Annotated in this window: 7 protein-coding genes; 6 read left to right on the forward strand and 1 reads right to left on the reverse strand. The window is 40.7% G+C overall.

All coding sequences use genetic code 11. The annotated features are described in order from the left end of the window. The first annotated feature begins 661 nt into the window (after positions 1 to 661). Positions 662 to 3,877 (forward strand): two-component regulator propeller domain-containing protein, encoded by a 3,216-nt coding sequence (locus tag GCHA_RS14550; RefSeq protein ID WP_007989508.1) that lies wholly within the window; start codon positions 662 to 664, stop codon positions 3,875 to 3,877. Positions 3,878 to 3,898: 21 nt separating this feature from the next. On the opposite strand, the gene GCHA_RS14555 is transcribed toward GCHA_RS14550, so the two are convergent. Then, on the reverse strand, positions 3,899 to 5,305 hold the full coding sequence (locus GCHA_RS14555) for an aminotransferase-like domain-containing protein (protein WP_272996255.1): 1,407 nt from the start codon (positions 5,303 to 5,305) through the stop codon (positions 3,899 to 3,901). A 113-nt stretch (positions 5,306 to 5,418) separates the two neighbouring features. Between GCHA_RS14555 and ccoG the strand changes: the two genes are divergently transcribed. The 5 genes from ccoG to GCHA_RS14580 all read left to right on the forward strand — a co-directional run bounded on the left by ccoG (position 5,419) and on the right by GCHA_RS14580 (position 12,182). Further along, complete coding sequence (gene ccoG, locus GCHA_RS14560) at positions 5,419 to 6,792, forward strand: cytochrome c oxidase accessory protein CcoG (protein WP_153810715.1); 1,374 nt, start codon at positions 5,419 to 5,421, stop codon at positions 6,790 to 6,792. A gap of 161 nt (positions 6,793 to 6,953) precedes the next feature. Beyond that, positions 6,954 to 8,417, forward strand: coding sequence for a sensor histidine kinase (locus GCHA_RS14565; RefSeq protein ID WP_007989513.1), 1,464 nt, complete (start codon positions 6,954 to 6,956; stop codon positions 8,415 to 8,417). Then, a complete protein-coding gene (locus GCHA_RS14570; protein ID WP_007989515.1) occupies positions 8,404 to 8,829 on the forward strand; it encodes a response regulator in 426 nt (141 codons plus the stop codon). The genes GCHA_RS14565 and GCHA_RS14570 overlap by 14 nt, the downstream gene beginning before the upstream one ends. Before the next feature lie 20 nt (positions 8,830 to 8,849). Then, a complete protein-coding gene (locus GCHA_RS14575) occupies positions 8,850 to 10,373 on the forward strand; it encodes a sensor histidine kinase (protein ID WP_007989516.1) in 1,524 nt (507 codons plus the stop codon). Positions 10,374 to 10,472: 99 nt separating this feature from the next. Then, entirely contained in the window at positions 10,473 to 12,182 is a 1,710-nt protein-coding gene (locus GCHA_RS14580; protein WP_007989517.1) for a two-component system response regulator, read from the forward strand. Positions 12,183 to 12,404: the final 222 nt, after the last annotated feature.

Consider the following 12,404-nt stretch of genomic DNA (forward strand, 5'->3'; position numbering starts at 1 on the left):
TTTCAGCTTAGAACTAGCCTACAAGTAAATTACCTCAAGCAGAATTAGACAGCTTCATCGCCAACTGAATGACGGTGATATGTTAACTATCGGTATTAATGATGTTTTTAAAATGTAACCAATTTTGAGTTGATGTGTCAAATTGGTCTTGCCAATTATCTTTATTTTCTCATGGTTTTGGTCAAGCCTGAATTGCTGATAAGTAAAGTCAGAAAACTTGTCGAGGTGCTGTACTTTTAATTGATGAGAAAATAGTCAAATACCTAATTTATTGAGGAAATCATCCACTGCTTGCATAACGACAGTTCTCGTTGATAACACTACTCTGGGCAACATGAGGTTAGGTGACTGGTTATCCGTATTCATGGGTTAAAACACGACATGTCTATTTTAAAAAGTGGATTTAGCTTATTGAATATATGCCGTGAAATTAAGTGAATTTCTAATGGGAAAAACTAACTTCATTCCAGTGCGCGGTAGAATTTGCTTATCGTATTTTTGGCGCTTATTATACCCGTAAACAAGTAGTACAATAATGCCTGAATTTACTTACGCATTGGTATGTTCGATCTTTCCTAACCTTATGTATCTGAATTGATTTCTAGACATAAACAAAACGTTAGGTGAGATCCTTTATTATAATAATAAGATTGATAAATTTATGTTCAAAAACGGAATGATTTGGGTCGTACTATCCGTCTTTTTCAATATTAGCATTAGCGCAAGTGAAAGGACTTTCTTTAGTTTTACGCCAGCCAACTTTAGTAAACAACTCTCGCAAAAAACGGTCCGCCAAGTATATCAAGATAGCACTGGGTATTTGTGGTTTGTTACCCAAGAAGGGCTTAGCCGATATGATGGGTATCAACTGCTTAAATTTGTGCACGATCCCCGAGATCCCGATTCAATCAGTTCAGATAATGTCCGTTCAATACTAGAAGATAATCAAAAGCGCTTATGGATAGCCACTGATGGGGGAGGATTAAATCGTTTTGAACCGTTAAGCCAAACATTCACTAAATGGCGCGCAGGTGGTGAAAAATCTCAATCTATTATTTCAGATCAAATTCGAAGCATGTATTTGGCAAGCGATGGAACAATTTGGTTAGGCTATAACAACGGTAGCTTTAGTCGTTTGAAGCAAAATGATATGAAGTTTGAACACTTTAACACGCGCGAATTGCTACCTGAACTGACGAAAAATGCATTCGTCACCTCTATTGCAGAAGATAAACATTATATTTGGCTAGCAACGGATGGAAATGGGCTTTTACAATTTAATAAAGATACTTATCAACTCAAGCGTTATTTCAAGGGAGGTGTATCCCCTTTGTTTAGTGATAGGCTTACCGAGGTTTTTATTGATACCCAAAAGCGTATTTGGTTGACGAGTTATGATGCTGGCATCAGTATTTTTGATGTAGAAAAAAAGCCTTTCCCCACATGGCGGCACGATCCGCGGCAAAATCGCAGTATTGCTTCTGATTTGGTTCATACGGTTTATCAAGATCACCATCAACGATTATGGTTCGGTACAGAAGGTGGCCTCAGTCTTTTCGACGAAAACGGCAGCTTTACCACATTTAAAAAAAATAAAGGTGTGAGTGACAATAAAATACTCTCAATACTTCAGGACCCTTCAGGAATAATGTGGTTAGGCACCTACAGTGGTATTACCAAAGGCATAGAAGTCCCTTTTGAAAAAATTGATAAGGGTCTTGCGAGCAAGATTGTATTAGGTTTCGCTGAAACTACATCAAGTAAAGGCGAGCGAACAATTTGGGTCGCTGGGTATGACGGCTTAACTCAGCTAGACAGTGCGGGTCGGGTTCAAAACGTATTAAATGCTCATAGTGAACCAGCCTTGAATGACACGAGAGTCATGACGGTAAGTGGTGACAATAACATTTTGTGGTTTGGCACCAGAGGCGGAGGCCTTGGGCGATTAAACGTTGATAATATGGAAGTCGATTATTTGGTTCATGACCCAAATAAACCTAAAAGCCTTAGCTTTAACGGTGTTACAAGTATTCACCTAGATCAAGATGAAAATCTATGGGTTGGCACCTTTGGTGGTGGGCTTAACTTGTTAAAGCATAACGGTAATGGCTTTGTCCATTTTAGAGAGCAGCAGGGTGACCTTAGAAGTTTAAATCATGATCGGGTTGTTGCGATATCCGAATTACTTGACGGTAGAATTATTATCGGCACGATAAAAGGAATAAATATCTTCAATCCTACTTCGTCTGATTTCGACCGCATCGAACATGAACCAGATAATTTTGATAGTCTATCAGCACCGATGGCATGGGCATTTTATCAAGATGATGCTGAGCAACTATGGGTTGGTACGCAAGGTGGCGGTCTGAATCAGTGGCGTAAGAAAGATCTTAACGCACTAAATAACCATTTTAGTCGCTACAACAGTGCGAACGGATTACCTAGTAGTCACATCTATTCCATTCAAGCAGATGAAATGGACAATTTATGGTTAAGTAGCACTGCTGGTTTATCACGTTTTAATCCAGCGACTGGAAAAATTCGCCATTTCGATTCATCGCAAGGCTTAAACGACAGCGAGTTTAATTTCGGTGCAGGCTTTACTGATAGTCAAGGTGTTATGTATTTTGGCGGAAATTTCGGCTTTGTGCGCTTTCAACCAAATGAGATAAAAGACAGCAAGACGGTCCCGCCTGTGGTGTTAGTGCGTATTAAAAAGCTAAATGAAGAAGTGGGGGTAGATATACAATACCAAGAGCAGCATGAAATTGTGCTCGATTATCTGGATTACTATATCTCTTTTGAATTTGCGGCACTGGATTTTAATGCTCCTGAACTTAATGAATACCGCTACAAATTAGAAGGGTTAGATCCTAACTGGGTTGAACTAGGGCACGCTCGGTTAGCTTCTTTCACTAACCTACCACCGGGCAAGTATGTTCTTAATGTGCAAGCGAGTAATCATTTAGGCTTGTGGAATTCCGAAGGGGTCGCACTGCCGCTTCGAGTATTGCCTCCCCCATGGCGAACTTGGTGGGCGTATAGCCTTTACGCAATTCTTTTGATTGTCATTGTGCTTGATGTTATCCGGCGCTATCGCCTTAAACGACAACGTGCGTCACAGCATTTAATTGACTTGGAAGAAAAGGTAGAAGAGCGTACGACCGATCTGCGTTTGGTCAATGAAAAGTTAGAACAAATCAGCTTTACAGATCCTCTTACTGGGCTTAAAAATCGTCGTTATTTAACACAGCACTTGAACAACGATGTGGAGATAATTCTTGCCAAGCATCAAGAGCGTTCATTGAATCAGTCTCAACTAGTGTCTAAAGATGCAGATTTAATTTTCTTTTTAATGGATTTAGACCACTTTAAGCAAGTCAATGATAGGTATGGGCACAGCGCCGGAGATGCAGTCCTTGTAGCCGTAAAGTCTATCTTGGAGACTGTATTTCGTGATACCGATTATTTACTGCGTTGGGGCGGTGAGGAATTTCTTATTGTCGCACGTTTTGTTGACCGAAGTAGTGCCGAGACACTAGCAGAGCGGCTACGATGCTCTATTCAAGCTCATCGGTTTAACATTGAAGACAATGTGGCAATTAACGTGACGTGTTCGATTGGTTTTAGTGTATTTCCATTGCTGTCCAATCAACCAACTGCCTTGAACTGGGAGCGAACGATAGATGTGGCTGACTTGTGCCTTTACGCCGCTAAGAAATCTAGCCGTAACACCTGGGTCGGCTTATTAGACCTAACGTGTGACGAGCAAGATGTCTTTTCCGCTGTGGTGGATAAAACCGAACAGCTCATTCAGTCAGGGCAACTGACTCTGGTTAGTTCTATCACAGATATCAACAACATACGCTGGCGCTAACGGGCAATCTACTCGTCAGAATTAGACGTGGGCCTGTATCAACTGCCCTAAACGCTTAATCGCTATAAGGCGTTTTCCGCTGATCTCATGCACAAAACTGAGCCGCATACTGTGTCTAAAGGCGTTATGTGTAGAAAATAGGCTACCAGGGGCGGGAATGATGCCTTCTTTTATGGCTTCTTGGTAAACGCTTATACAATTCACTTTTTGCTCAAATGTCACCATTAGCGCTAACCCCCCACTTGGGGTGGTGTATGTGAAGGGAACAGACCAATTTTCCCGTAAAACATTAATTAATTCGTTCTGTTGTTTTTCCAATGTTTGGCGATATTGCATCAAGTGGCGCCTGAAGTGTCCTTCACTTATAAAGCCTGCTAAACCTTGCTGAATAGCTTGGTTATTGGCTAAGTTATTCACCATCGACAAATGCACAATCGCTTTATGGTGTTTGCCTCCCATTATCCAACCTGTGCGTAGATCACGAGATAGTGACTTAGAAAACGAACTGCATAGAATGACATTGTGGTGGTGATCAACACTTTTTAATGGCTGAGTGTTAAAGTGAAAACCCAAATCCCCGTAGATATCATCTTCGATAATTGTAAATGCGTATTTGTGGGCTAAGTGACACAAGGCTAACTTCTCGCTTTGAGGCATACAGGCACCGGTGGGAGTCGCAAAATTCGGCGTCACAATACACGCCTTTATGTGCCATTGCTGTGCCGCTTTTTCTAGCGCTTGAGTTGGTAATCCGTCACTAAAAGAGGCAGGAATTTCGATCACATTGAGCTTTAATATCTGTAACAACTGCAGAATTCCGTAAAACGAAGGGCTTTCAATTGCTACGGTATCGCCTGGTTGGCAACAACTGCTTAGAGCCAAAAATAAACTGTTTTGGCATCCTGAAGTAATGCAGATATCGTCAGCTGAGATTGATAAATCACGGCTTCGATAGTGTTTGCTTAATTGCTTTCTGAGGATGAAATCTCCTTCTGGAGTACCATAATAAAGCGCGTTGCGCGCCGCTTGTTGGCGCATAGCACGGTTAATATGACGATTAAGAGTTTGAATATGTGAAGAGGGTTCTCTGACCTTCCCCTCTGGATATATATCGAACGCAGCAGAACGGGCCATAATTTCATGAAATATATCAGGCATAGTGACTAAACTAGGTGCGTTTTGTTTTGTGTTGTTTGGGGGGAGAGTTTTCTTTTCTTGAGCGACGACATAGTACCCCGAACGAGAGCGCGCTTTAATAAGGCCATTCGCTTCAAGCTTATGCATTGCATTTTGAATCGAGATTTTGGAAACCTGATATTCATTGCTTAACTTACGAATAGAAGGTAAGCGCTCATCTGCACACCATACATTCGATAGAATCTTGTTTTTTAACTCAGCCGCTATTCTACTGTATTTAAACTGACTCATGCTGTGCCCCATTATAAATCTGTCCCTATATTAATTTATATTTTTGTATATATGAATGACAAAAGGGAGTGAATAAGATGCGCCCCACATAAAAAGTGCATGTGGAAACGCCCGTGAGTCAGCCTTTAACGTCTAAACAATCTGTTATTTTTCAAACGTCTCAGCTAGATGGAAAAATTTATATACGAGAACAGAAAGGCTACTTTCAACGTATTCGTCGTTACCTTAGTTGGGTGCTAGTGAGTGGCTTTATACTGCTCCCTTGGGTTCAATATCATGGTCAGCAAGCGATTCTTTTTAATATCGCAGAGCAAAAACTGACCTTGTTTGGTATCACGTTATTTCCTCAGGATATGTTTATATTCAGTCTTATTTTTATTTTGGCTGCATTTTTATTGTTTTATATCACACGCTTATATGGGCGCGTTTGGTGTGGATATACCTGTCCTCAGACGATTTGGATGCTTATGTTTAACTGGGTTGAACGCAGGGTAGAGGGCAGTTATAGACAAAGCCAAGCGTTGGATAAAGCCGACATAGGGCCCACAAAGATCCTTAAGAAAACAGTGAAACACGGGATTTGGTTGAGTATTTCATTGCTCACTGCGCTGGTATTTATGTCGTACTTCGTACCGGTATCACAGCTGTATTCTTCTGTATTCACCTTTCAGGCATCTGCTGTTGTGCAGGGGTGGGTATACTTTTTTGCCGCTTGTACGTATATCAATGGCGGCTGGATAAAAGAGAAAATGTGTCTGCATATTTGTCCATATGCACGTTTTCAATCTGTCATGTTTAACAATAGTACATCGCTTATGACCTATGACCACACCCGTGGCGAAAATCGAGGGCCACGCAAAATAAAGGCGCAGAAATCGACAGAGTTGGGAGATTGTGTTGATTGCGGGTTGTGCGTTGATGTGTGCCCAGTGGGGATCGATATACGCCAAGGTTTACAGTACGAATGCATCAATTGTGGATTGTGCGCAGATGCTTGTAATGACGTCATGCAAAAATTTAATTATCCGCAAGGTCTGATTAAATACACGGCTAAGCATGTAATTAAACGTCAGTGGTCTGCACACTTAGGCTATGGGCTTGCATCCTTATTATGTTTCTTTTTTATCGCTGCGTGGGTTTATCAGCGAGATAATTTCGATGTTAGCATTATCCGCGACCGCCAGGCGCTCTATCGAATCAACACTCAAGGACAGGTAGAAAATACCTTTGTGCTGAAAATAATCAACAAAACACAACAGGTGCAGCATTACTCTATCAATATTGAAGATAGCCAAAACTTTACAATTCATGGGCAGTTTGAGTATGCCATTTTGCCTGCTGAGCAAACAATAAATCATATTACGGTTGTTGCACAGCACGCTCCAGAAGAGCTAAAAACGTTGATAACGTTTTCGGTTATAGATAAACAAAATGCTGAGGTGATTGAAAAGTCTTCGTCGTTCTTTAGTGCGAAAGATACTTGGTAAGCAAAACTATTGGTTTGTGGAGGGGGAGGTTATAGGGGGCTAATGAACTGAAGTGATGAAATGCGTTGCTTAAAAACACGACTAAAGTTTAAAGGCAAATTGCACTAAATACTTGATAATTAGATATTAAACTCTCCATTTTTTCGCATAGCGAGATAGCAATGAAAATATCAAGTAAGTTGATGCTTATTGTGATGCTGACGGTATTCGAAATTTCCATAACCTTACTGGCGGTAGTTGAGATCTCAAAAGGGGCGAAATTCCATCAGCTCAATTCACTGCATTTTAAATACATAGTCCAATATTCTGATGTTATCGCTGAGTTTGAGGCAAGTGCATCAAAAGATGTTTCAGCGTTGCAGAACGTTATTATTAACATGCGCCAACAGCCCATTGAATGTGTTGAAACGGTCAATTGGTTGAATGTTTTCGTTATGAAGCAAATTAATACTTTTCATGCGGTAGATATTTGCCGTAAAGATATTGACGATGCCAATAACATACTTCTGACACTGGCCAGTTATGAGGCTGGGGAAATAAGTCGAGAAATCCTGATTGCCCAACTTAGACAATCAGCAAGAGTATTTAATCAAAACTCAGCTTTATTTGAAAAACCGATCACGGATACTGTTGCATTCATCATGCGGGTAGCCATCCCATTTTTGGTGGCTATATCGCTATTCAATATATTATTCATTTCGTATATGTCGAAAAATATTTCAGGCTCTATCCGCAATACGATCCGTTTGTTGAAAAATGGTAAACGTGAAAAAAGCTTAATTGATGATATTGATTCAAATGTGTCAGGGGAGTTGAAAACCCTATTGAATGTGGCTCAAGAACGATTAGCCCATGAGATATTGGTCAGTGAAATTAATCAAAAATTAGAAACCTTGGTAGAACAAAGAACTCAAAGTTTAACTCGAGCAAACGAAGAGCTCGCGCAGTTCGCCTACCGTGCATCCCACGACTTAAAATCTCCATTAACGTCATCAAAGTTACTCACTCAATTTATTATTGAAGACATAGAAAGCGGAAATCTTAAAAGTGCCGCCAACGACGCGAATAAAATTTATGGTCAGATGGAAAAATTAGAAAAATTGGTAGTGGGAATTTTATCTCTGACAGAAGCCGATGTTACTGATGAAAAGGTGGAGAGCATTCATTTAGAGACCATTATAGATGAAATCCGGTTGCGTCTACTGGAGCCGCAAAGTATAGCGAGCGGGTTCATCCGCTGCACTACTGATATTAAAAGTGAATTTAAAAGTGAAAAAGTGCGTATTGTTCAGATATTGGAAAACCTGCTCTCTAATTCTGATAAATATAAAGATAACGCTAAAAAAGAAACACCCTTTGTCAATGTGACTCTTACAGAGGTGCAAGACAGTTATCAGCTCGTTGTAGAGGACAATGGTTTGGGCATTCCCGCTAATCGTCATGATGAAGTGTTTCATATGTTTAAACGTTTTCACCCAGCAATTAGTTCAGGTTCAGGTTTAGGATTAGCCATTGTCAAAAAACATGTGAGTTTTTTAAAGGGACAAATTGATATGAAATCGTCAGCGCTAGGCACAGTGTTTACGATCACCTTGCCTAAGGAGAAATTCAATGAAGAACATTAATGTACTGATCGTGGATGACAGTGAGTTGGACCGGTATATTCTTAGACGGCAACTAACAGCGTTAGGCGTACAAAATATTGAGGAAAAAGATGATGGCTCTAGCGCACTAGCCTATTTGAAAGACTACGATAGTAACTACCAGCTATTCCCAGGTAAATTTCCGCCGATTATTATTTTTCTCGATATCAATATGCCTAAAGTGAATGGGTTTGATTTTCTCGATGAGTTTGCCAAAATTCGTAAGCAGTTTGATTTTGGCTCATGCGTTGTGGCTATGTATTCTTCATCTGAACGTTCAGAAGACAAAGAGCGAGCGCTGAAATACGAGTTTGTGTCGCGCTACTTGGTCAAAGGGGAAATAACCGAGTTGTGTCTTGATGAAACGATTCAGGCGATTATTAAGTCTAACTGAAACTAGGGAAAGGAGCGCCCATGCCTGATATCAACAGTTATGTTGGCCAGCCCAACTTAGCCAATATACATGACAAACTACTGAACCTAGATGAAGGAATTCAACTAAACCTAGACAGTATTTGTGAATTAGTGTTACCCATCTTTGACGCCCAATTTTGTCGCCTATTTTGTTGTTATGACGAAAAAATGTTTTTAGTTTCTCAAAAGGGGGAAATGAATCAAGCAATTCAGCAACAGGTTATTAGCAAGAAAGAATTAGTGGCATTAGCGCACAGTAGTAAATCGTTGAATAAGCTTGCGCATATTCCACACCCATATGACGAAAGCTTACTTCGTCATATCTCACCTATCGTTTTACCATCAGGTTTGGTATTTGGTTATCTCGAGTTTTACCGAGGCGAGGGTGCTAACTTAACGCCTAAAGAGCAAGCGATTATTACCGTGCTTCAGCGGGATATCGGTAACCATCTTTTGCAACATAAGCATTTGATCGCAGCAGCAAAATCGCGGGAATTACATCTTCTTATCTCGAAACACAACCGAGACTGGATTTTTGTGAAGGACACCGACTTTAGAATTGTTTATGCCAATGAAGCGTTTTTAAATGCTTACCCGCAAGCTGCCAGTTGTATAAGCCAACAAGACCATTCATCACCTGTGTATCAGTCTGTTACTACCGCAGCATCGCTGGAGCAAGATAAAATCGCCTTATATCACGGCCAAAGTGTGACAACTGAAGATATTACCGCAGCTGACGGGAGTATCATGGTATATGAAACGGTAAAACGGCGATTCGAGGATGGCGGCGGGGTACCTTATATTCTATGTATACGCAGAGACATAACAGAACGTGAAAGCCTTATTCGGCAGTTAAAAGAAGCGAACAATGATTTAGATGACTTTACCAAGATTGCGTCTCATGATTTGAAAGCACCTTTGGATGCTATTCGGCGACTGCTCGGCTGGATCGAAGAAGACTGCCAACATATATTACCTGAAGAGTCCCTGGAAAACTTACGTTTAGTGGTAAGCCGAGCGAATAGAATGCAGTCGTTGTTAGAAGACCTACTGACGTTTGCTAAGATTGGTAGAGAGGACAGAACCGTCACGCGTATCGAATTGGCAAAGTTAATTTCAGATTTAAACCCGTTATTGGACTTACCAGAAGGATTTGAAATTAACGTGGCCCCAGCAGAGTTAGTGGTGCCAAGCGTTCCGTTTAAGACCGTTATGCTCAATCTAGTTGGCAATGCGGTTAAGCACAATGACAAAGACATGGGCAAAGTAGTCGTCGAGTGCAAGGTAAGCGAATTTTGCTATGAAATCAGTATTAGCGACAACGGTCCTGGTATTGAGGAAAAATACTTCGAGCGTATTTTTCAGTTATTTCAAACGCTTAAATCCCGAGACGAGCTAGAAGCCAGTGGAATTGGGTTAGCTGTGGTAAAAAAGTACGTAAATCAGTTTGGCGGAAGAATAGAAATAGCCTCTGATGGCGTAAACGGTACGACTTTTACCGTTTTTTGGCCTAAACCTAAATAGTGTAGCCAATGCTACATTATTCATATTAGTAAAATACCGCCTTCCTAGTATTAAGGTGTATTGAATTTATTCAACGTGCGAGCTTATTTGGATGGTGCAATGAAAGTTTTGATAGTAGATGATGATGTCGTTGACCGGAAAGTGGTAAAGCGAACACTTTGTGCATCTAGCGACTCCCACCATGAGGTTCAAGAAGCTACGTCAGCCGCCCAAGGAATGAGCCTTTTAAGTTCCAGCCAATTTGATGTCATTTTACTTGATTACAGAATGCCAGAAGTTGACGGTATTGAGATGGTGAGTGACATGCGCGCTAAACCAGATATGGGAAATACTGCGATTGTCATGATCAGTGCATATGACGAGCCTTCGTTAGCGCTGGACTGTATAGAGGCAGGAGCTCAAGACTTTTTAGCAAAAAATGAAATTACCCTAAGCAAACTCGAAAAGGCAATTTTGTTTGCGAATAAGCGCTTTGAAATAGAACAGCGTATGCATAAAAGTTATTTGGCCGTTAAGAGAATGGCCGAAAAAGACCCGCTTACTGGCCTGTCTAATCGTTATCACTTTGAAGAAACCTTAAAAATATTGATTGCAAGTAACAAGCGCGTGACGAGCAAGGTTGCATTGCTCGCGTTAGATTTAGATAACTTTAAACATATTAACGACACCATGGGCCATGCAGCGGGTGACAAAGTGCTGCAGCAGTCCGTTAAAAGAATACGTAAGTGTTTGCGCAACAACGAAGGTTTTGCCCGGCTGGGCGGGGATGAATTTGCCATTATTTTAGGCAATATAATGTCTGGAGATGAAATCAGCCGCATTGCTAATCGTATCCTCGATTCGTTTAACGTCGCATTTAACATTGACGATAAGGAGGTGCACTGCGGTGTGAGCATCGGTGTAGCCCTGTGCCCTGATGACTCGGTTAATGCGCAAACCTTGCTTAAATGCGCGGATATTGCGATGTACCGGGCGAAACAAAATGGCAAAAATGGGGTGAGCTTTTATGAATCTTATTATCAAACCGAGTTTAACCAGCGTTTTTTAATTCAGAACGAACTGATTGGTGTGTTAGAAAACGCCTTGTTTAGATTGCTTTATCAACCTTTGTTTTCAGCTAAAGATAAATCCTTGTTAGGTTTTGAAGCGCTTATTCGCTGGCCGGAAATGGAGCCTCACTTCACGCCAGAGGAGTTCATTCCCGTGGCAGAACAAAGTAAGCTGATAAATCGCATCGGGGAATGGGTCATTACGACTGCGTTTAATCAGTTATCTCAATGGCATCGTCAATTTAATACGGCACTCACGATGTCGGTGAATATTTCTGCAGTACAGCTTCATGACAGCGATCTGTTGCCTTATTTATCACATACCCTAGAAAGGCTCTCGTTATCAGCAAATAGCGTTATATTAGAAATTACAGAAACAGCACTGATTAAAGATAATAAGAAGGTAACTGATATATTACGCGTTTTGTCTGGGCGAGGGTTTAAGATAGCCCTTGATGACTTCGGTATGGGTTTCTCTTCAGTATCGCATTTAATGGAGTACCCTATTGATATTGTTAAATTAGACAAGAGCATGCAAACCTCTAATGAAAGTTCAGACAAACATCAGCGAATATTTAAAGCCCTTGCACTTATGCTCAAAACCTTAGACTTTGTTGTTGTCGCAGAGGGAATTGAAACGAAAGAGCAACTACTGCAATGCCAACAATTCAATTTAGAGCGCTTGCAAGGCAACTATTTAGGTTTACCGCTGAACAAAGAAAGGAGTGAGTTATTCCTAGCAAGTATCTTTGATGTATGACTCTCCTTACAAATACTAACCCCTTCACTAATTTGAAAATAATGACTGCAACCAAAAGTATAATTGCAATCATATTCATCACTCAAAATTTTCAGTTAAGTGCATTCAGTATTTTCACTTAAAATTAAACTTCAGTAAAAACAGTGGTTTGCAAATTGGCTTGTTAGTTGCTTTAACTCGCTTACACAGTGTGCGTATCAGGTTTGCTGCTTAGCACCGATA

This window comes from Paraglaciecola chathamensis S18K6, assembly GCA_000314955.1.
In the GTDB taxonomy this organism is placed as follows: Bacteria; Pseudomonadota; Gammaproteobacteria; order Enterobacterales; family Alteromonadaceae; genus Paraglaciecola; species Paraglaciecola chathamensis.

Coding starts and splice junctions, on each gene's coding strand:
- GCHA_RS14550 (WP_007989508.1), top strand. CDS start 662: ATGTTCAAAAACGGAATGATTTGGGTCGTACTATCCGTCTTTTTCAAT.
- GCHA_RS14555 (WP_272996255.1), bottom strand. CDS start 5,305: ATGAGTCAGTTTAAATACAGTAGAATAGCGGCTGAGTTAAAAAACAAG.
- GCHA_RS14565 (WP_007989513.1), top strand. CDS start 6,954: ATGAAAATATCAAGTAAGTTGATGCTTATTGTGATGCTGACGGTATTC.
- GCHA_RS14570 (WP_007989515.1), top strand. CDS start 8,404: ATGAAGAACATTAATGTACTGATCGTGGATGACAGTGAGTTGGACCGG.
- GCHA_RS14575 (WP_007989516.1), top strand. CDS start 8,850: ATGCCTGATATCAACAGTTATGTTGGCCAGCCCAACTTAGCCAATATA.
- GCHA_RS14580 (WP_007989517.1), top strand. CDS start 10,473: ATGAAAGTTTTGATAGTAGATGATGATGTCGTTGACCGGAAAGTGGTA.